Here is a 20,688-nt window from a genome sequence, read left to right as displayed (position 1 = left end):
GCGCGTGTCGTGCTGTGGGTTCTCGCGATGCATCATCTGCTGATTCCTTCCCTCTCCGCCCTGCCCGCGGCTCACGCCGGCAGCTTGAAGTCGGCAACCGAGCGGCGCAGGTCGGCCGCCAACTGTGCCAAATGACCGATCGACTCGGCGGTCTGTCCCGCGCCCTGCGAGGTCTGGCCGGTAATCTGACGGATCACGCCCATGGTGCGGGTGATGTCCGATGCGGCCGACGACTGCTGCTGGGCGGCGATCGAGATGTTCTTGATGAGGTTGTTGAGCGCGTTGGACACGCGCTCGATTTCGGTCAGTGCCGTACCGGCATCCTCAGCCAGGCGGGCACCGGACACCACTTCGGCGGTGGTCTGTTCCATCGAGCTGACCGCTTCGTTGGTATCGGCCTGAATGGCCTGGACCAGGTTTTCGATGCGCCGGGTCGCACCGGAGGTGCGTTCTGCCAGGCGCTGCACTTCGTCGGCCACGACCGCGAAACCACGACCGGCTTCACCGGCCGACGCGGCCTGCACCGCGGCATTCAACGCCAGGATGTTGGTCTGTTCGGAAATGTCGTTGATCAGTTCCACGATCGAGCCGATTTCCTGCGACGACTCGCCCAGGCGCTTGATGCGCTTGGAGGTTTCCTGGATCTGGTCGCGGATCTGGTCCATGCCCTGGATGGTTTCGCGCACCACGCCGGCACCCTCGGCGGCGATGATCACCGAACGCTGTGCCACGTCGGCCGACTCGGCCGAGTTGCGCGACACCTGTTCGATGCTCGATGCGATTTCGCCGATGCGGTCCGAGGCCGAGGTGATCTGGTTGGCCTGGTGGCCGGCCGCTTCGGCCAGCTGCATGGCCGTGGCCTGGGTTTCCTGGGTGGACACGGCGACCTTGGCCGACGTGTCATTGATGGTGGTCACCAGGTGGCGCAGTTCGTCCACGGCGTAGTTGATTGCGTCGGCGATGGCGCCGGTCATGTCCTCGGTCACCGAGGCCTTCACCGTCAGGTCGCCTTCACCCAGCGAGCTGATTTCGTCCAGCAGCCGCATGATCGCCTGCTGGTTGCGGCTGTTGAATTCCACCTGGGTCTGGTAGCGCAGTTCCTGTTCGCGCGAGCGGCTGCGCACGGTGCTGCTGACGAAACCGATGATGGCGATCAGCGACAGCGCGCCGGAGATCACGCCCAGCCAGAAATTCGGGAACAGGCGGGTATCACGCACCGAACCGAACGAGGAGAAGGCCTCGAACAGCTTCTTGCTGTCGTCGAGCATCCTGGTCGAGCCGCCGGTCAGCGCCGCGGCCGAGGACTGCGCCGAGAACAGCTGGCGCGAGCTGGCCAGGATCGCATCGGCGTCCTGCTTCATGGTGTCCCACTGCTTCTGCGACTGCTCCAGCGCCGCCAGCGCGGCGGCGTTGCGGACCGGGGCGATGCCCAGTTCCTCGTTGCCGTTGCGCAGCGCGTCCAGCACCTGGGTGAACACCACCGAATCGCGGGCCAGCGCGTCGCCGGCGGCGGCCGCGTTGCCACCGCCCGCACGCATTTCCGTCACGCGGCGGGCCATCGAGCCCACCACCACGACCTGCTGCAGTGCGTTGTACACCTGCGATGCCGGGGCGCCACTGGCCGACATGGCGCGCACCACTTCGTTCAGCTGGGCCTGCAGCGCAGGCACGCCGTTGACGAAGTTGTTGGCGTTGCCGGCCAGGGCCAGCACGGCCGGTTCGCTGGCCACCAGCTGGGCAGCGCTCTTGCCGAGCGGCTCCCAGGTCTGGGTCAGCTGGTTGAGCGGGCCGGACACGTTGGCTTCATTGCCGTAGCGCCCCTGCAGGCTGCTCACGGTGCTTTCGATGCGGGTCTTGGTGTCCTTGAAGGCGGTGAATGCCTGGGCGTTGCCCGACACCGCCTCACGGCCCTGGTTGGCCAACTGCTGGGACAGCACCTGGAGATCGGCCGCGCCGGTGCTGGCACCGGCCAGGCGACTGCCCTGCCAGGTGGCCACACCGGTGTTGACGCCGAACACGATCATCGACAGGGCCAGCAGGCCCAGCCAGAAATTGGTTCCTACCGTGCCCAGCTTGCCGGCCTTGGCGGTTTCCGAAGAAGTACTCATCGTTCAACCTCGATCTTCAATACAGTGAGGCAGGCAGCAGCGATCACGCCGCGGCCTGCCTGAATTCGGGGGTACGCGACAACAGCGACAGCGAGAACACGCCCCAGTCGTGGCCGTCGCCATGGAAGGCACGGTCGATGAAATGGGCGTAGCGGCCGCTGGCCAGGTCGCCGGTTACGGTGTCCTGGTCCAGCTCGAAGCTGCGCTGGCCAAACAGCTCATCGATGGTCAGGGCAACGTCGCCACCGGCCTGGCGCATGATCAGCACCCGCTGGCCTTCCTGCTGGACGGTGCGTTCGCCTTCCATGAAGTACTTCAGGTCGACCACCGGGAACAGGTTGCCGCGCAGGTTGCCCACGCCCAGCAGCCACGGCTGCGCGCCGGGCACCGGGGTGATCGGCGGCATCGGCACGATTTCGACCACCTCGCGGAAGTCCGACACCAGGTGGCGCTTGCCCACCCGGTAGCCGACGCCGCGCCACAGGTCCTGGGCGAACTGCCGCTCGGGCAGCTGCACCGCATGGGCCAGGCTGCGCCGTTCGTAGACTTCAAGGATGTCGAAGGGAGAACGCATCAGGACACCAGTTCGTTGATCCGCGCGATCAGGTCGTCCTCGCGCGGTGGCTTGACGATGTAGTCGCTGGCCCCCTGGCGCAGCCCCCAGGCCTTGTCGGTTTCCATCGCCTTGGTGCTGACGATGATCACCGGAATGCCCTTGGTGGCCTGGTCACGGGCCAGCGCGCGGGTGGCCTGGAAGCCGCTCATGCCCGGCAGCACGACGTCCATCAGCACCAGCTGCGCTTTCGGATCAAGGTCGCGCACCAGCGCGAGCCCGTCCTCGGCGTTGCCGGCCTCGAACACTTCGTGCCCGGCCTTGGTCAACCATTGCATGAACACCGCCCGGTCGGTCGGTGAATCCTCGATCAGAACGATTCGAGCCATTGTGCCTTTCCCCCCTGGTCAGGCGTTTACGTATGTGCGGATGGCACCCAGCAGTTCTTCACGCGTGAAAGGCTTGGTCAGGTATTGCTCCGAGCCCACGATGCGCCCGCGCGCCTTGTCGAACAGGCCGTCCTTGGAGGACAGCATGATGACCGGCGTGGACTTGAACAGCTGGTTGTTCTTGATCAGCGCGCAGGTCTGATAGCCGTCGAGACGGGGCATCATGATGTCCACGAAGATGATCTGCGGCTGTTGGTCGGCGATCTTGGCCAACGCCTCGAAACCATCGTTCGCGGTCACCACTTCGCAGCCTTCGCGCTTGAGCAGTGTTTCAGCGGTCCTGCGAATGGTCTTCGAATCATCGATGACCATCACCCTGAGCCCATCGAGTTCCCCACCCGACGCCTTGTTTTCAGTCATTACCTTTCCCCGAGCGCGCGACGCTTCTGCTTTGGTCCGGCGCCGCTGCGAAAGCGTATCTATATCCCACCACGCGGCCGTCATCAAGAGTGTGCTTCCCAAGCCAAGCCCGATGCGCCCCCTGGCAACCGGCCACGGCCGGAAGTGCGCAAAGCGTGAAGACTCCCGGACGCTGCGTTCCGCCCCCCGGGGCAGGCAGCGCAGCCGCATTGCCGCTACCATCAGCGCCTGCCCGCCAGGTTGCGACCATGCCGTTGAACGTCATCGTGGTGATGGATGCCATCGCCCACATCAAGATCGCCAAGGACACCACCTTCGCCATGCTGCTGGAAGCCCAGCGCCGTGGCCACGCCCTGCACTACGTCAGCCCCGGCGGGCTGGCCCTGCGTGACGGCGTGGCGGTGGCCCGTACCGCGCCGCTGCAGGTGCGCGACGACAAGCATGACTGGTTCACGTTGGGCGAATTCAGCCAGACCCCCTTCGGCCCCGGCCAGGTGGTGCTGATGCGCAAGGATCCGCCGGTGGATGCCGAATTCATCTACGACACCCAGGTACTGGGCGTGGCCCAGCAGGCCGGCGCGCTGGTGGTGAACGACCCGCAGGGCCTGCGCGACTACAACGAGAAGCTGGCCGCCCTGCTCTTCCCGCAGTGCTGCCCGCCGACCCTGGTCAGCCGCCGCCACGCCGACCTCAAGGCCTTCGTGCTGGAACACGGCCAAGCCGTGCTCAAGCCGCTGGACGGCATGGGCGGGCGCTCGATCTTCCGCAGCGGAACCGGCGATCCGAACCTCAACGTGATCCTGGAAACGCTGACCGATGGCGAGCGCAGGCTGACCCTGGCGCAGAAATTCATCCCCGACATCACCGCCGGCGACAAGCGCATCCTGCTGGTTGACGGCGAGCCGGTGGATTACTGCCTGGCGCGGATTCCGCAGGGCGACGAGTTCCGCGGCAACCTGGCCGCCGGCGGCCGCGGCGAAGGCCGCCCGTTGAGCGAGCGCGACCGCTGGATCGCCGCCCAGGTCGGGCCGGAGATGAAGCGCCGCGGCATGCGTTTTGTCGGGTTGGACGTGATCGGCGACTACCTGACCGAGGTCAACGTCACCAGTCCCACCTGCGTGCGTGAACTGGATGCGCAGTTCGGCCTGAACATCGCCGGCACCCTGTTCGACGCGATCGAGGCCGGCCTGCCGCGATGAGCACGGTGGTCGCTCCGGTGGTGCCGTTGCAGGCCCGCGAATCGCAGCGCCTGGGCGCGACGCTGGCGTTGTCGGCGCTGGTGCATGCGCTGTTGATCCTGGGCGTGGGCTTTGCGGTCAGCGATAACGCTGCGCTGGTACCGACCCTGGACGTGATCTTCAGCCAGACCCAGACCCCGCTGACACCCAAGCAGGCCGATTTCCTGGCCCAGGCCAACCAGCAGGGCGGCGGCGACCACGACAAGGCGCAGCGGCCACGCGACAACCAGACCGGGATCGTGCCCCAGCCGCAGGCCGGGCTGTCGCCGGTGCCGCAGCAGCGCCAGGATGCGGCCCGCCCGCCGCCGCCGCAGGCGCGGGTGGTGACCAGCCGCAACAGCCTCGACCAGGTGGCCGACGCCCAGCCGCAACCGCTGCCCGAGCGCCCACAGCCGGACGCGGCGCTGACCGCGCGCGAACAGCGCGATGCCGAGATGGCCCGGTTGGCCGCCGAAGTTCACCTGCGTTCGGCGCAGTACGCCAAACGCCCGAACCGCAAGTTCGTGTCGGCCAGCACCCGCGAGTACGCCTACGCCAGTTACCTGCGCGCCTGGGTCGACCGCGCCGAGCGCGTGGGGAATCTCAATTACCCCGACGAGGCACGCCAGCGCCGGCTGGGCGGCCAGGTGGTGATCACCGTCGGCGTGCGCCGCGATGGCAGCGTGGAAAGCAGCCGTATCCTGCGCAGCAGCGGTACGCCGTTGCTGGATGAAACCGCGCTGCGGGTGATCCGGCTGGCGCAGCCGTTCCCGCCGCTGCCCAGGACCGAAGATGGGGTGGATATCCTGCAGGTGACCCGGACGTGGGTGTTTTTGCCGGGGGGCGAGTTGCGGGATGACCGGTGATGATTGGTTGATCCCGATCCCAATGGGTCCGTAACGGTTCGTAGCCCCGGCCGTTGGCCGGACACCGCGCGCAGCGCGGCCCAAGCGTCCGAAACCGTGGCGTCTGATTCTCGCGGCGCTGCTTCCGACGTTTAGACCGTACCGAAACCACGCATCAGACGTCGTGAACGCCTGAAACACGATTTCGATACGGTGTAAACGTCGGGGTGTCGACCGCGGGCGATCAATAACGGTCTTCGGATACTTGGGCCGCGCTGCGCGCGGTGTCCGGCCAACGGCCGGGGCTACGAATTATTACGTAACGCCCGTAGATCCGGATCAATCAACCACGGACCCATTGGGATCCGGATCAACCAACCACGGGCCATTGGGATCCGGATTGAATAACCATGGGCCGCGATGGAATCCGGATAACCCACGGTAGAGCCACGCCCTGCGTGGCTGGGCCTTTCGCGGTTGCCACGCAGGGCGTGGCACTACGCCTGTTGTTTCGCCGCCCGCGCCGCCTGCTGCTCGACCAACGTCAAGGCGACGTTGTTGCGCAGGTACGCCGGTTCGACCAACTCCGGGGCCATGGCTTCACCGCGTTCGAACACCCGTACCGCCAGCGTCAGCAGATCGGAAGCGCGCGGCAGGGCCTGCGCATCGACGCCGTCGAGCTGGCTGGCCAATCGCGTTGCCAGAAGACCTTCAGCAGCACCAAACCCGGTGCCCACACCGAACCAACGGCTGCCATCGGGCAGCTCGACCGCTTCCGGCGCACAGACCACCTCTTCGCCCTGCAACTGCCACTGCCCGTCCACGCGCAGCTGGCGGGCCACGTATACCTCGCCCATGCGCGCGTCGATGCTGCTCAGCACGTGCGTGGCATCGGCCGGCGCACGCAGCGCCAGCACCTGCAGGGTGGACACCGGGATCAACGGGCGATCGAGCGCCAGTGCGATGCCCTGGGCGATGGCAATGGCCAGGCGCACGCCGGTGAAGGCGCCCGGCCCCCGCCCCAGCGCGATCGCGTCCAGCTGCGAACGCGCCAGTCCCGCCTCGGCCAGCAGCGCCTCGGCCCACGGCAGGCTCAACTCGGCGTGGCGGCGCGGGGCGATCTCGAAGCGCTCACGTACCTGCCCATCCACGTACAGGGCAACGGAACAGGCTTCAGTGGCGGTTTCAAAGGCGAGCAGTTTCATGGGGATCAGAACAGGGAAGTAGGAAAGGCATCGCCGCCCGCGACCACGCTGGCAGCCTTGGTATCGGCGGCGACAGGCCATTGTGGCGCAAAGAAGGTCCGCACATCGTCCAGCGACCGCGTGCGGCGGAACGGCGGCAGCGAATCCAGGAAGGTGCGACCGTAGCTGCGGCTGACCAGGCGCGGATCGCACAGCACCAGCACGCCACGGTCGGTCTCGCTGCGGATCAGCCGCCCCACCCCCTGCTTGAGCGCAATCACCGCCTGCGGCAGCTGCTCGTCGCGGAAGGGATTGCCGCCGTCGCGGCGGATCGCGTCCAGCCGCGCCTCGAATACCGGGTCGTCGGGCGCGGCGAACGGCAGCTTGTCGATCACCACCACGCTCAGCGCATCGCCCACTACGTCAACCCCTTCCCGGAAGCTGGCCGAACCCAGCAGCACGCCATTGCCCGATTCCCGGAAGCGCTGCAGCAGTGCGGCGCGCGGCGCTTCGCCCTGCACGAACAGCGGCCACGGGGCGTCGCGCAGTGCTTCGGCCGCCTCGCGAAGCGCGCGGTGCGACGCAAACAACAGGAAGGCACGGCCACCAGAAGCCTCCAGCACCGGCGTCAGGGCGCGGATCAGCGCGGTGCCGAAACCGCGCGCAGCCGGATCGGGCAGGTCGGTCGGCAGGTAGCACAGCGCCTGCTTCGCCCAGTCGAACGGGCTGGGCTGCAGCAGCGTGATCGGATCATCCAGCCCCAGCCGCTGCGCGATGTGCTCGAACTTGCCGTCGACGGTCAACGTCGCCGAAGTAAAGACCCAGGCGGCCATTGAGCGCTCCCGGTGCTCGCGCAGCGGCCCGGACACGTCCATCGGCGTGCGCTGGCAGCGGAAGCCACGGGGCGTGAGCTCATACCACAGCACCTCGGCCGGCGCTGGAGCCTGCTCGGGGTCGGCATCGAAATCCAGCACCGGCACGTCATCGCCCAACCAGCGCGACAACCGCGACACCGCCTCCATCGCCCGCGCATGGCAGGCGTCCAGGCCCGGCGAGGTCGTGCGCACGCCATCGAGCACGTCGCGCAGGGCGACCAGCGAACTCATCGCCGCGTCGAAGCCATCGCGGACCTGCGGCACCGCCAGCGCGCGCCACTGGGTACCGCGCGCCGGCAGGGCGTCCATCGCCGTGCGCAGCTCACGCAGGGTCTGTTCCAGTGTGCCGGCATGCACCTGCAGCGCAGCCTGCGCACCGGCCACGCTGCGGCTTTCGGCCAGGCAGTCGCGGGCCAGCTCCTGCCACGGTCGCATGCCAAAGCCTTCGCCGAAGAAGTTGGCGGCCAGTTCCGGCAGCTGGTGCGCCTCATCGATCACGAAGGCCTGTGCACCCGGCAGGATCTCGCCGAAGCCTTCCTGCTTGAGCGCCAGGTCGGCCAGCAGCAGGTGGTGGTTGACCACCACCACGTCGGCGGCCTGCGCACGCTGGCGCGCCTGCACCACGAAGCAGTCATCCCAGAACGGGCACTCGGTACCCAGGCAGTTGTCCACCGTGGAGGTGACCATCGGGTACAGCGGCGAATCGTCGGCCAGCGCTTCCAGCTCGGCCATGTCGCCGAACGTGGTGCGCCCCGACCAGGCCAGGATGCGCTGGAACTGCGCCACTTCCTGCGGCGAAGTGAAGCGCGGCTCGCCACGCGCCTGCTGCAGCCGGTAGCGGCACAGGTAGTTCGAGCGCCCCTTGAGCAGCGCGCTGCTGTGCCCCACCCCGAGCGCGGCGCGCACGCGCGGCAGGTCGCGGTGGTACAGCTGGTCCTGCAGCGCGCGGGTACCGGTGGAAATAATGGTTTTCAGGCCCGACAGCAGCGCCGGCACCAGGTAGGCGAAGGTCTTGCCGGTGCCGGTACCGGCTTCGGCCAGCAGCACCTCGCGCTGGTCGAACGCCTCGGCGATGGCGGTGGTCAGGCGCAGCTGCGCCGGTCGCGCAACGAAGGCATCGAGTTGGCTGGCGAGCGTGCCGCCCTCGCTGAGGGCTTCACTGCTGGCGTGGGCAAGGCGGGACATGCTGCCATGATAAGGGATGCTCTGAATCCTCTGCAGCGGAAGTCGAGCGGTAGCTAAAAGCATATTCCGAAATCAAGCCAGAGGAAAGAAAGTCATTCGAGGCATGCCTTGTGCATATGGGATATAGGGTTCTTCTCCTGCTTCCAATCAAATTTAAGTTCGATGCGCGATTTCGCATCCGTGGATGGATTGCATCCTTGATGCCCATCGGTGAACCGCCCCGGATTCCGTAGACACTCAGCTTCCGGATCATGAATGGCGCCGGGAGGTCGCCGAATTCAGATCACGTGTTGCACTTGCTTCTTGAGACCGCCCTCTGCAGATCCAACACTCGGCGTGGCCCCTGCGCCGACCTCTTACAACAGGAGCGATTGTCCACAGAACACCAAGCTGCCGCTGGTTTTCGCTCACGCAGACCAGCAATACAAAGGACTTCCAAAAACTCCGTGCGCTCCAAGGCAGCCTTGCTCAGGCCCCCAGAAGGCATAAAACTGATCATCGTCGGGCCGATATATCAACCAGCGACCATCGGACTTGGCGAGGCACAGTCCAGCTATACGCTCTCCCTCATCAAACCCCGGTAGTCCTGGCGCCATGACGTTCGCAGAAACTTCAAAAGGCTGGCATTCATTCCGTCTAATATCGTTCGCAAGCTCATCCAAGTATGCAATTGCATCGACTCCCGCATTCACATACACCCCTGCCGTGTCGGCCAAGCGGGATTCCAGCACTTCAAGAAATTTATTCACGGTTTTGGCCTGTTTGGCGGCGGAGGCGGCTTGGGATAATGAAGAGTCTCATGAGGCTTTTCACCATTCGCCGGAATATCTATTCGTGGTCCAGAGGCCTCCGTCCCTGGACGATAAATGACCCCGTTCCCACCCACTTGCGATCCTCCAGGAAGACGCGAACCATCAGGTGCAGGGCCGGCATTTCCACCGGTCAAGTTGCCGAAATCCGCCTCCGCATTTCCAGCCCCCCATTGTTCGGGGCTAGAGGACCATTATTGACTCGCCCCCTTGTTGGCGCCTCCCGCTATCCTGGGAGCCTACAAGCCCTCCAGGCAACGGAGAAGCATCGCGCTCCGATGATTCGGACTTCTGCGCAATTGCCGAACTGGATTCAACCGTGTTCCGAAGCAACCTACCAGCGTACACCGTGCCCACGTAGAGGTAATCAGCCGCGCACGTCAGTGCTCTACTGCAGTCGATCGAACACGAACTCTGACCGCACACAGCGGTTCTTCCGTCGGGATCGGTGAACCTGTACGGATTCCCGTTCGCATGCCGATACCTGTTGAACTGCTCAATTGGCTTCTGGTACGCCGTCACCGGGTCCACCGACAGGAATATCCCCAACTGCGGATCCATGTACCGCTGCTGCATGTAGCTCAGCCCGGCCAGAGTCCACCATCCAGCCACGGCGTCAATACCGCTTGATGCCCGGCACCGTGCAGCCTTCGAGCTGTGCATGCGCCGATACCGCGTTTTCCTTCTCGCCGCGCGCCAGGCGTGCCTGCTCGATGGTGGCCCAGTGGCGGCGGCACAGCGGACCGGTTTTCGAACCCAACTCCACCGCCTTGCGCGCCAGGGTTTCGGCGCGCGCCCAATCACCCTGCAGCAAGGCGATTTCAGCGCGCTCCTGCAGGATCGACGGATCGCCTTCGTTGATCAGCAGCGCCTGGTTGAGCGCCTCGGCTGCGCCCGCCAGGTCGTTGGCCTGGCGCTTGGCCTTGGCCACCACGCGCAGGTCTTCGATGCCCGCATCGCGCAGCGGCTGTACATCCAGCTCCTTGTCGTCCTTGCCGGCGGTGACATCCACCGCCGCCATGCGCTGCGCCGGGGTGGTGGTGTCGACCGGCGCCTTCACCGGCGGCGTGGTGGACACGCAGGCGGCCAGGGCCAGGCCCAGCGCGAGCACGGAAGCGGTACGGATCACGGTGCGGGAGGTCGTCATGCGGAGCTGCCTTGCGTTGCGCTTCATCGAGCGGGGGGAATGGCCGCGGGGGCGGCCGGCGCCGGCTCGGCGGCCGGTTCGGGCTTCTTGTCCAGGCCGAACCAGCTGCGCCAGCCACCGCCTTCGCTACCCTCGCCGCCTTCGCCTTCCGGCAACGCAGTGGGGGCCACGCAGGCAGTGTAGGCCGGGGCGTAACCGACCACGAACGGGAAGCGGCGTGCGCCCGGGCAGGACGCGTCGGTGGCGGCGGTACCGCCGGCTTCCACCGGCTGCCAGTCCAGGCCCTTGTTGCTGACCTTCAGCGGCGAGCTTGGCAGGCGGCTGAAGATCCCCGACCACACCCGCATGGCGCCGGTGGCGCCGAACAGGCCGGTCTGCTCGTTCTGGTCGTTGCCCATCCAGACCACCGCCAGGTGGTCGCCGGTGTAGCCGGCGTACCAGCTGTCGCGGCCGTCGTTGGAGGTACCGGTCTTGCCGGCGGCCTGCAGGCGCGAAAGACCATCGGCGTTGAGGCGTGCCGCGGTGCCGCTGGAGACCACCTGCTGCAGGCCGATGCTGATCAGGTTGGCGGCAATCGAATCGCCTTCCTGGGCCGGTGCCGGGGTTTTGTCGTAACGCTTGAGCAGCTTGCCCTGCGGGTCGAGCACGCCACGCACGGCGTGCAGCGGCTGGATCTCGCCACCGGAGGCCAGGAACTGGTACAGCTGCGCCATCGCATACGGACTCTGGTCGGTCGCGCCCAGGATCACCGACGGATTGCTCTCGGCCTTCAACCCGGCCAGCACGTGGATCAGCTGGGTGACCCGTTCCGGGCCGACCTGCATGCCCACGCGCACGGTGGCCTGGTTGTACGAATTGGCCAACGCGTCGATCAGGCGCACGGTGCCATGGCTGCGGTTGTCCGCGTTGCCCGGGGTCCAGCGCTTGCCGCGGCTGAGCTGCACGGTCACCGGCGAATCATCGACGAAGGTCGCCAGTGAGTACTTGTCCGGCTGTGCCAGGGCCAGTAGATAGACGAACGGCTTGAGCAGCGAGCCGACCTGCCGCTGCGCTTCGATGGCGCGGTTGAAGCCCGGTTCGGACACATCGCGGCTGCCGACCACAGCCAGCACGTCGCCGTTGTGGACGTCGGTCAGCACCAGGCCGGCCTGCAGCTCGGGGCGGCGCTTGTTTTCCAGCGACTTCAGCGTCCTGGTGACCGCGCCTTCGGCATAGGCCTGGGCCGATGGCGCCATGCCCGTCATCACACTGAGGCCAGCGCCCTGCAGCACGGCTTCGGGGTAGTCATGCCCAAGCTGGCGGCGCACCAGATCGACGTAGGCCGGGAACCGGTTGGCGGCGATCAGGCCCGGGTTCTTCGGCACGCCGAGGGGGGCCTTCAGGGCACGCTGCAGTTCGGCATCGTCGATCAGGCCGTTTTCGTGCAGCTTGCCGAGCACGAAGTTGCGGCGGTCCAGCGCGCGCTCGGGATTGCGGCGCGGGTCGTAGTAGGACGGGCCCTTGACCAGCCCGATCAGCAGCGCGATATGTTCGGTATTGAGCGAGGACAGATCCCGGCCGAACCAGAACTCGGCGCCGGAGGACATGCCGTGGATCGCCTGGCTGCCCCGCTGGCCCAGGTATACCTGGTTGAGGTAGGCCTCCAGGATGGTGCGCTTGTCGTACCGCGCTTCCATGATCAGCGCGTACAGCACTTCGTTGAACTTGCGGGTGACGGTCTGTTCCTTGCCGATCCCGAGCAGGCCGCTGCGGGCCAGCTGCTGGGTCAGCGTGGACGCGCCCTGGCGGCTCTGGCCGCCGGAACGCACGGTCACCCAGACCGCGCGCGCGATGCCGCTCAGGTCGATGCCGTGGTGGCGGTTGAAGTCCTTGTCCTCCACCGCCTGCAGGCCGGTCACCAGCAGTTCGGGGGTTTCCTCCAGGCGGACCAGGCGGCGCTCTTCCTGCTTCTGGCCGTACAGCGTGGCGATACGCGCCGGGTCCAGCCGCGCGGCCTTGAGCGCCTTGCGGCTGTCGGCGTCGCGCAGGGAGGCGATCTGGCCGCCGGAAAGGCTCAGTTCGATCCGGCGCGGGGCGACCTTGCCGTCCACGTCGTTGTAACCGCGGCTGGAAACGACGAAGCGGCCGCCGTCCTGGCTGAACGTCGCCGGCGCCTTGCCGGTGCCGTCGTCGCGGTACGCCGATGCCGCCAGTTCGGTCTTGAGCGTCTGTGCGTCCATGGCCACGCCTGGCGCCAGCGCCAGCGGCCGCGCGTAGACGCGCGTGGGAATCTGCCAGCGCAGCTCACCAAAGCGCTGGGTGACCTGGGTGTTCAGGTACACCGTGTAGGGAATGAGGAAGCCCAGCGCCAGCGCCACGGCGGCCATGCCCCAGGTGATCAGGCGACGACGCCACTGCGGCCAGCGGCTGTCGGTGTCGTCCTCGAACGCGTCGTTGTCGTCGGAATCGTAGCGTGGGGGCACGGGCATGCAAGAATGTAAAAGTCCGGCGAGTCTAGCGCAGCCATGGTGGCGCGCGTGTCCCCCGGTTTTCCCCGCTTAGCTGGAGTTGTAACGGGATGTCGACATCCTTGGCCGATGCACGCTACTTCCTGAACCGCATGATCGGCCTGTTCCGGCGCAGCCTGGCCAGCCTGCGAACACGGGGGTGGCAGGCCACCTGGCAGCGGATCCGGGTCCACACCCGTGCCCTGCCGGACCTGCAGCGCGAGCCGCTGTACCTGCCCGCCGCTGCCCCGTTCTTGCCCTTTTCCGTGCCGCACAGCGTTGAGCCGCGGGTCAGCATTGTGATCCCGGTGTACAACCACGTCGGCCATACCCTGGCCTGCCTCCGCGCGCTGACCGCCCACCCGCCACAGGTGGCCTGCGAGATCCTGGTGGTGGACGACGGCAGCAGCGATGAGACCGGGCAGTGGATGCCGCAGGTGCAGGGGCTGCGCTATGAAGTGCGCGCGGCCAACGGCGGTTTCATCGAGGCCTGCAACGACGGCGTGGCCCGTTCGCACGGCGCCTACGTGGTACTGCTCAACAACGATACCGTGCCGCAGCCGGGCTGGTTGGATGCGTTGCTGGACACCTTCGCCAGCGTGCCGGAGGCCGGCCTGGTCGGCTCGCAGCTGTTGTATCCGGACGGCCGCCTGCAGGAATCGGGCGGCGTGGTGTTCAACGATGGCAGCGCCTGGAGCTACGGGCGCTTCGAATCGCCCGACGACCCGCGTTACAGCGCGCTGCGCGATGTGGACTACTGTTCCGGTGCGGCGTTGATGCTGCCGCGCGCCTTGTGGGACCAGCTGGGCGGCCTCGATACCCGTTACCGGCCGGCCTATTACGAAGACACCGACCTGGCCTTCGCAGTGCGCGCCGCCGGCCGCCGGGTACTGGTGCAACCGGCCAGCCGGGTGGCGCACGACGAAGGCACCAGCAACGGCACCGATACCGGCAGCGGCATCAAGGCCTACCAGGTCCGCAACCAGGGCGTGTTCGCCGCCAAATGGGCGCAGGTACTGGCCAGCCATCCCGCCGTGGGCAGCGTGCCTTCGCCGGCACTGCTGCACCGCCACCAGCGCCAGGTGCTGATCCTCGACGAACGCGTGCCGCAACCGGACCGCGATTCCGGGTCCCTGCGCCAGTACAACCTGATCCGCATGCTGCTCGCCGAAGGCCTGCACGTGGTGTTCGTGCCGACCCTGCGCGAACATGCCGGCGCGCCCACCGAAGCGCTGCAGAGGCTGGGCGTCGAGGTCTGGTACGCCCCGTTCCTGGAGGGCGTCGGTGCGTGGCTGCGCGAGCACGGGCCGCGCTTTGCGGTGGTGATGATGGTGCGCCACCACGTGGCCAGCGAGTGCCTGCCACTGCTGCGTCGCTACGCACCGGATGCGCGCCGCGTGTTCGACACCGTGGACCTGCATTATCTGCGCGAGCGCCGCGGCGCCGAGCTGGCCGGCGATGCCGGGCTGCTGCGCAATGCCGAACGCACCCGCGCGCGCGAGCTGGCGGTGATGGCTGCCAGCGATGTGACCGTGCTGGTCAGCGAGGCCGAACGCGTCCAGCTCCAGGCCGACGCCCCGGCCGTGCACGTTGAACTGATTTCCAACCTGCATGAAGTAGCCGGCGGTGGCGCCAGCTGGGCACAGCGCCGCGACCTGGTGTTCGTTGGCGGTTTCCGTCATCCGCCGAACGTGGATGCGATGCACTGGTTCATCGGCGAGGTGTTCGCGCGCATCCGCGCGCAGCTGCCGGAGGTGCGCTTCCACTGCATCGGCGCCGATGTTCCGCCGGCGCTGCACGCATTGGCTGCCACCCAACCCGGGGTGGTGATCCATGGCTTCGTGCCGGTGGTGACCCCCTACATGGATGAAGTCCGCATCGCGGTGGCGCCGCTGCGCTTCGGCGCCGGCGTGAAAGGCAAGGTCAACCTGAGCATGGCGCACGGCCAGCCAGTGGTGGCCACCACCTGTGGTGTCGAAGGCATGCACCTGCGCGATGGCGAGGATGTGCTGGTGGCCGACGATGCAGAGGCCTTCGCGGCTGCCGTGGTCCGGCTGTACCGCGACGAGGCGCTGTGGCAGCGGTTGTCGACGGCGGGCCTGCACAACGTGGCCGACCACTTCTCGCTGGATGCCGCGCGCGGGACGGTGCGGCGGGTGTTTACCGAATGACGCGGCGTGCCGGGTAGAACCCGGCACTACTGTGTTTTCGGCTGCCAGGTCGCCGGCGTCGGGTTGAACGGCCGCGGCTGCACGCCCAACCGGGCGGTCAGCTCGGTATTGTCGGCCACCAGGTCCTGCTCCAGCCGCGAAACCGGTCCGCGCGCGCGCGGCACGGCCGCCGCGAGCAGGCGAAGCGCGGCCTGCGGCAGATACACCGGCAGCGTGAAGGTGCCCACGCTCGCCCGCACGCGCTGGAACATCTGCTGGTAATCCAGCCGTTCGCCACCGCCGATCTGCAGGGTCTGGCCGGACGCTGCATCGCTGCGCAGCGCTGCCATTACCGCCAGGGCGATGTCGTCGGCGTGTACCGGTTGGCGCAGCCCATGCGCCATGGGAATTGGAAACAACCGGGTGCGCCGCGCCCGCGCGACGATCGGGGTCAGGCTGCGGTCGACGCCGGCGCCGTATACCAGCGTCGGGCGCAGCACGGTCCACTGCATGCCCAGGCGCTCGGCCTGCATTGCCAGGTTCTGTTCGCCCCGCTGCAGCAGCGCCACCAACGCCTGTTCGTCGGCCTGCGCCGATCCCTGCTTGGTGAGCACGCTCATCGAGCTGGTCACGATGATCTTCGCCGCCGGGGCAACGCTCTGCCGCGCCAACCAGTCGCTCCACGCGTCCAGCGGCGCGAAACTGACGATTGCCTGCAGCGGTTGCTCCGGTGCCGGCAACGCACGCATGTCGCCCACCTGCCAGTCCACGCCCGGTTGCTCCGGATGTGCATGACGGCTCAACGCGAGGACGGGCAGCCGCGCGGCTACCAGGCGTGGCAGCAGATACCGGCCAATCTGGCTGGTTGCGCCCGAAACAAGAACCGTCATTGCCTGTCCACTCCCAAACGAGCGCGCACTATAGCCGACCCGGCACATGCACCCTGGTGCAGCACATCAACGCAACGCATCGACATCGACATCGCGCAGGCGCTGCTGCAGCGCCTGGTAGTCGGCGGCCGTGGCCGGAATACCCCACCGGGCCGCCTGCTGCAGTGCTTCCTGCGCGAAGGCCACATCGCCCCGGCCCAGCCGTTCGCTGCCGATGGCCAACCAGCGTTGCCCCAGGCGCTGGCGGGCATCGGCCTGGGGCCCTCCCCGCGCCAGCACCTGCCATGCCTCCAGGCAGGCACCGGCCGCCTGCACCCGGTTTTCGCGCAGTCGATCTTCAACGCACTGCTGCGCCGCCGGCACCAGCCGCTGCGCGGCGGCGCGTACCCGCGCATCCTGCGGGGCGAGCGCCTGTGCCTCGCGCAGGGCGTCATAGGCGCTGCGGCCGGGCGGCGAGAGGATATCGCCGCGCGCCTGCGCCTGCTCCAGGCGCGCCAGCAGCGTCTGCAGGGCCTGCTCCCGGCGCCGGTGCGGCGCAGCAGGTGCGGTCAGCGCACGCTCGGCCTGACGGGCCTGCGCCATGGTCTGGCGTGACGCCGCCAACTGGCGCTCGGATGCACCCAGCGCCTGTGCGGCGACCAGCGCCTGCCCGGCAAGGTCGAAACGGAAATCAGCGGCCTGCCGTGCCGCCGCTGCCAGCAGCGCCTCGACCACCTGCTGCAATCCCTGCTGCGCGACGGCGTCATCCGGCCGCACCGCCAGCACCGCCTGGAACGCTTCGCCCGCCGCCTGCCAGCGCTGCCTTCGCTGCCACTGCTGCCCTTGGCGCACGCGTGACTCCAGCGCGGCGTTCAACGCCGCTTCGCTGGCCGGCAGATCGACGTGACCCGGGTCGAACCCGCGTGCACGCTGCACGCGCGCCGCCGCACCGGCGAGATCGCCCTGCGCTGCGGCATCACGTGCCTGCTGCAGCAGGTCCGACAGCGCGTCCTCGCGCCCTTCCAACGCGCGCAGGTGGTTGGGCGCCCGCGCCAGCACTTGTTGGAACAATGGCAATGCACTGTCATCGCTGCCGTCCAGGCGTTGCGCCTGCAGCGCCGATTCGGCCCGGCCCAGCAGCGCCCCGATACCGGCGCCTTCGTGCTGGTGCCCGCGCAGCCGGCGCGCCACCGCATCGGCATCGCGCTGCGGCACCTGCAGCTCGCGGGCCAACGCCAAGGCACGTTGCGCGGCGGCCACATCGCCGGCGTCGAGTGCCGCGCCCGCCTGCGCCAGCGCGGCCTGGCCGGTACGCGCCAGCCCGGTGCGGGCCTGCGGCCGGTCGCTGTCCAGCGCCAATGCCGCCTGGTACCACTCGCGCGCGCCGGTACCGTCAGCGGCCGTCAGCCGGCCTGCCGCCAGCGCGCGGTCGCCGCGATCGAGCAGCTGCTCCACCTGCGGCTCATTCCAGAACCAGTTCGCCAGCGGGCGCCGGAACACCACCAGCAGCACGAACACTGCCACCGCCACCAGCAGCGCCCACCGCCAGATGCGCCGGGACTGCCACGCCTGCACCCACCACCAGCGGCCTTCGCGGCGCATGCGGCGCAGGGCGGCATGCGCGGCGTCTTGATGGTCGGGATGGCGGCTCATTCCGTGAGCGTAACGTGGAGCATGTGATGTCAGCCCAGACGCCGCGCGTCGCTGACCCCGGGCAAGGCATCCAGTTTGCCCAGCAGCGTCGACAACTGGCCGTAGTCGCTCACCTTCAACCGCAGGCGCAGATGCGCGCGGCCACTGTTGCGCACGTTGTCGCTGTGGATGTCGAGCACATAGGCATCCTCCTGCGCGATCAGGTTGGTGATGTCCTTGAGCAGCCAGCGGCGGTCGACCGCATTGACCACCACGTCCACTTCGTAGCCACCGCCGGCCTGGCCCCACTCGACCGGCAGGATGCGCTGCGGGCTGGCCGCCGACAGGCGGGCCAGCGCAGCACAATCGGTGCGGTGCACGGTAACGCCGCGCGTGCGGGTCAGGTAGCCCACGATCGGTTCGCCGGCCACCGGCTGGCAGCAGCGCGCCAGCTGCACCAGCAGGTTGCCTACGCCCTGCACGGTGAACTTGGACTTGCCCAGGCTGTCGCGGCGCGCGGTTGGCCTCGGCAGCGCGGGTACGTCCGGCTGCGTGGCGGCGCGTTCGGCCTCGAGCAGGGTCCGGCTGACCTGGTGCGGCCCGGTATCGCCCAGTGCGACCTGGATATACAGGTCATCGACGCTGTCGGCATGGAACTTCTTCGCTGCAACGGCCAGGTCGGCCTGCGCCAGTCCGAGCCGCTTCAGTTCGCGGTCGAGCAGATCGCGACCGGCCTGTACATTGCGCGCACGGTCAAGCTTGTGGAACCAGCCGCGCACCTTTTCACGCGAGCGGTTGCTGGCCAGGTAGCCGTTGGAGGCCAGCAGCCAGTCACGACGTGGATCGGCCTCCTTGCCGGTGAGGATCTCCACGCGGTCGCCACTGCGCAGGCGATAGGTGAGCGGCACGATGCGGCCGTTGACCTTCGCCCCCCGGCACCGGTGCCCGACCATGGTGTGCACGTGGTAGGCGAAGTCCAGCGGCGTGGCGCCCTGCGGCAGGTCCATCACCTCGTCCTTCGGACTGAGCGCATAGACCCGGTCCTCGGTCAGCTCCGCGTCCAGCGCACCGGCCAGTTCGCCCGCATGACCTTCCTGGGACTGCTCCAGCAGCTGGCGCATCCAGGTGATCTTGCGGTCGAACGCCTTCTCCGCGCCCTTGCTGCCTTCCTTGTAGCGCCAGTGCGCGGCCACGCCGAGCTCGGCCTGGGCGTGCATGTCATGACTGCGGATCTGCACCTCGATCGTGCGCCCTTCCGGCCCCACCACGGCAGTATGCAGCGAGCGGTAGTCGTTGGCCTTGGGCCGGGCGATGTAGTCATCGAACTCGCTGGGCACCGGCGCCCACAGCGAGTGCACCACGCCCAGCGCGGCGTAGCAGGCCGCCACGTCCTTGACCATCACCCGCACCGCGCGGATGTCATAGAGCTGATCGTAGGCCAGCCGCTTCTTCTGCATCTTCCGCCAGATGCTGTAGATGTGCTTCGGGCGCCCGCTGACCTCCGCTTCGATGCCCTGTGCCAGCAGTTCGCGCGACAGCACCTTCTTGACCGACTCGACGTAGCGCTCACGCGCCAGCCGGGTCTCGTCGACTTCCCGTGCGATGCGGCGGTAGGTGTCCGGCTCCAGGTGGCGGAACGCCAGGTCTTCCAGTTCCCACTTCAGCTGCCAGATACCCAGCCGGTTGGCCAGCGGAGCGTGGATGTCGCGGGTCAACTGGGCCAGCGCGCGGCGTTCGGCCTCGGGCAGGCGATCGGCCGCGCGCATGCGCGCCAGCTGCCGGGCCAGCAGGATCGGCACCACCCGCAGGTCCTGGATGATCGACAGCAGCAGCCGACGCAGGCCTTCGCTGTTGCGCCCGGCATCGCGCCCGGCGTGCAGCGCCCAGACCTGGTCGGCCGCGTCCAGCCCGTCGAGCAGGCCGACCACCGCCTGCTTGTGGCTTCCCAATGGAAGTGCATCCAGGCCGGCACGCAGCCACGGCAGGTCGAACAACAGCGCGGCAAGCATGGCGCTGTCATCGGCCGACAGCAGGGCCAGCGCATCCAGGGTATCGGCCAGCACCGGCCAGGCGGCGGCCTGGGCGTGGTCGGCATCCCCGGCCTGCCAGCGCTGCAGCAGCGCCTCGCGCAGCGCGGGGGGCAGCGAAGCCGCCGAGGGTCGGTTCAACAAGGCATCCAGGCCGGGGGCAGAAGCGCGGTTCACAGCATCATGCAGACAAGATGGAGAGCCCTACACTAGCGCTGCTATCGTTACCCGACAATCAGAACCCGTGCCATCCCGAATTCCTGGAGACCTGCCATGCGCTTTTCCCGTCTGAGGTTGTTGGCCAGTGCGGCCGTCCTGCTGAGCATGGCCAGCCCCGCCCTCGCCCAGCGGGTAGTCGAAGGCGACCTGCAGCAGCAGATGTCGCCGGCCGAGTTCAAGGCCGCCGGCCTGGACAAATTGAAGCCGGCCGAACTGGCCGCACTCAACAACTGGCTGCAGGGCAAGGTGGCCGCCATAGCCGCCGATGCGCGCGAGCAGGCACGCGAAGAAGGCCGCCAGGAAGTGATCGTCAAGAACCGGGGTTTCTTCGACTTCGGCAGCAAGGAGCCGATCGCCAGCACGCTGCAGGGCGATTTCCGCGGCTTCGGCAAGGGCTACCGGTATGTGCTGGCCAACGGCCAGGAATGGGAACAGACCGACGAGACCCAGCGCGCCGGCAGCCGCAAGTCCGCGCCAGCGGTCACCATCACCCCGGGCCTGGCCGGCGCCTGGTACCTGCAGGTCGAGGGCGTCAACCTGCGCTCCAAAGTCCGCCGGGTGAAGTAAGGCACG

The 20,688-nt window shown here is 67.8% G+C and carries 17 protein-coding genes; 4 read left to right on the top strand and 13 right to left on the bottom strand.

What is annotated here, in order from left to right; genetic code table 11:
• Positions 1 to 71 precede the first annotated feature (71 nt).
• From WIX41_RS13680 to pilG, 4 genes are read right to left on the bottom strand one after another with little or no spacing between them, the layout of a single operon-like run.
• Positions 72 to 2,108, bottom strand: a complete 2,037-nt coding sequence (locus WIX41_RS13680; protein WP_339448372.1) for a methyl-accepting chemotaxis protein — start codon at positions 2,106 to 2,108, stop codon at positions 72 to 74.
• Between the two features lie 43 nt (positions 2,109 to 2,151).
• The gene (locus tag WIX41_RS13675; protein WP_339448370.1) at positions 2,152 to 2,682 is read right to left on the bottom strand and encodes a chemotaxis protein CheW; all 531 of its coding nucleotides are present in this window, start codon (positions 2,680 to 2,682) and stop codon (positions 2,152 to 2,154) included.
• Positions 2,682 to 3,050 carry a response regulator gene (locus tag WIX41_RS13670; protein WP_339448368.1) on the bottom strand — a complete coding sequence of 123 codons (369 nt, stop codon included), beginning with the start codon at positions 3,048 to 3,050 and terminating at the stop codon, positions 2,682 to 2,684. Before WIX41_RS13670 ends, WIX41_RS13675 begins: the two co-directional genes overlap by 1 nt.
• Positions 3,051 to 3,068: 18 nt before the next feature.
• The gene (gene pilG, locus WIX41_RS13665) at positions 3,069 to 3,470 is read right to left on the bottom strand and encodes a twitching motility response regulator PilG (protein WP_339449486.1); all 402 of its coding nucleotides are present in this window, start codon (positions 3,468 to 3,470) and stop codon (positions 3,069 to 3,071) included.
• Between the two features lie 248 nt (positions 3,471 to 3,718).
• Here pilG and gshB point away from each other — a divergent pair, with 248 nt between their 5' ends.
• Together gshB and WIX41_RS13655 are read left to right on the top strand one after the other, a co-directional pair.
• Positions 3,719 to 4,669: a glutathione synthase gene (gene gshB, locus WIX41_RS13660; protein WP_339448366.1), complete on the top strand. Its 951-nt coding sequence runs from the start codon at positions 3,719 to 3,721 to the stop codon at positions 4,667 to 4,669.
• Complete coding sequence (locus WIX41_RS13655) at positions 4,666 to 5,553, top strand: energy transducer TonB family protein (RefSeq protein WP_339448364.1); 888 nt, start codon at positions 4,666 to 4,668, stop codon at positions 5,551 to 5,553. Before gshB ends, WIX41_RS13655 begins: the two co-directional genes overlap by 4 nt.
• Before the next feature lie 476 nt (positions 5,554 to 6,029).
• On the opposite strand, the gene tsaB is transcribed toward WIX41_RS13655, so the two are convergent.
• The 6 genes from tsaB to mrcB all read right to left on the bottom strand — a co-directional run bounded on the left by tsaB (position 6,030) and on the right by mrcB (position 13,194).
• A complete protein-coding gene (tsaB, locus tag WIX41_RS13650) occupies positions 6,030 to 6,737 on the bottom strand; it encodes a tRNA (adenosine(37)-N6)-threonylcarbamoyltransferase complex dimerization subunit type 1 TsaB (protein WP_339448362.1) in 708 nt (235 codons plus the stop codon).
• Positions 6,738 to 6,742: 5 nt separating this feature from the next.
• A complete protein-coding gene (locus WIX41_RS13645; RefSeq protein ID WP_339448360.1) occupies positions 6,743 to 8,776 on the bottom strand; it encodes an ATP-dependent DNA helicase in 2,034 nt (677 codons plus the stop codon).
• Between the two features lie 407 nt (positions 8,777 to 9,183).
• Complete coding sequence (locus WIX41_RS13640) at positions 9,184 to 9,525, bottom strand: hypothetical protein (RefSeq protein WP_339448358.1); 342 nt, start codon at positions 9,523 to 9,525, stop codon at positions 9,184 to 9,186.
• 243 nt (positions 9,526 to 9,768) lie between these two features.
• Positions 9,769 to 10,146, bottom strand: a complete 378-nt coding sequence (locus WIX41_RS13635; RefSeq protein ID WP_409187393.1) for a hypothetical protein — start codon at positions 10,144 to 10,146, stop codon at positions 9,769 to 9,771.
• A gap of 55 nt (positions 10,147 to 10,201) precedes the next feature.
• Entirely contained in the window at positions 10,202 to 10,732 is a 531-nt protein-coding gene (locus WIX41_RS13630; protein WP_339448357.1) for a tetratricopeptide repeat protein, read from the bottom strand.
• Positions 10,733 to 10,755: 23 nt separating this feature from the next.
• Positions 10,756 to 13,194 carry a penicillin-binding protein 1B gene (gene mrcB, locus WIX41_RS13625; protein WP_409187506.1) on the bottom strand — a complete coding sequence of 813 codons (2,439 nt, stop codon included), beginning with the start codon at positions 13,192 to 13,194 and terminating at the stop codon, positions 10,756 to 10,758.
• A 95-nt stretch (positions 13,195 to 13,289) separates the two neighbouring features.
• On the opposite strand from mrcB, the gene WIX41_RS13620 reads away from it, so the two are divergent.
• The gene (locus WIX41_RS13620) at positions 13,290 to 15,389 is read left to right on the top strand and encodes a glycosyltransferase (protein WP_339448355.1); all 2,100 of its coding nucleotides are present in this window, start codon (positions 13,290 to 13,292) and stop codon (positions 15,387 to 15,389) included.
• A 26-nt stretch (positions 15,390 to 15,415) separates the two neighbouring features.
• On the opposite strand, the gene WIX41_RS13615 is transcribed toward WIX41_RS13620, so the two are convergent.
• From WIX41_RS13615 to WIX41_RS13605, 3 genes are all read right to left on the bottom strand, one after another.
• Positions 15,416 to 16,258: an NAD-dependent epimerase/dehydratase family protein gene (locus WIX41_RS13615; protein ID WP_339448353.1), complete on the bottom strand. Its 843-nt coding sequence runs from the start codon at positions 16,256 to 16,258 to the stop codon at positions 15,416 to 15,418.
• A gap of 66 nt (positions 16,259 to 16,324) precedes the next feature.
• A complete protein-coding gene (locus tag WIX41_RS13610) occupies positions 16,325 to 17,890 on the bottom strand; it encodes a hypothetical protein (RefSeq protein WP_339448351.1) in 1,566 nt (521 codons plus the stop codon).
• Between the two features lie 29 nt (positions 17,891 to 17,919).
• Complete coding sequence (locus WIX41_RS13605; protein WP_409187392.1) at positions 17,920 to 20,073, bottom strand: RelA/SpoT family protein; 2,154 nt, start codon at positions 20,071 to 20,073, stop codon at positions 17,920 to 17,922.
• Between the two features lie 96 nt (positions 20,074 to 20,169).
• Here WIX41_RS13605 and WIX41_RS13600 point away from each other — a divergent pair, with 96 nt between their 5' ends.
• Positions 20,170 to 20,682, top strand: a complete 513-nt coding sequence (locus WIX41_RS13600; RefSeq protein WP_339448347.1) for a hypothetical protein — start codon at positions 20,170 to 20,172, stop codon at positions 20,680 to 20,682.
• Positions 20,683 to 20,688: the final 6 nt, after the last annotated feature.

The organism is Stenotrophomonas sp. AB1(2024), assembly GCF_037482345.1.
In the GTDB taxonomy this organism is placed as follows: domain Bacteria; phylum Pseudomonadota; class Gammaproteobacteria; order Xanthomonadales; family Xanthomonadaceae; genus Stenotrophomonas.
The sequence above is the reverse complement of the archived record's forward strand: the minus strand, read 5'-3'. Positions and strand labels throughout refer to the sequence as shown.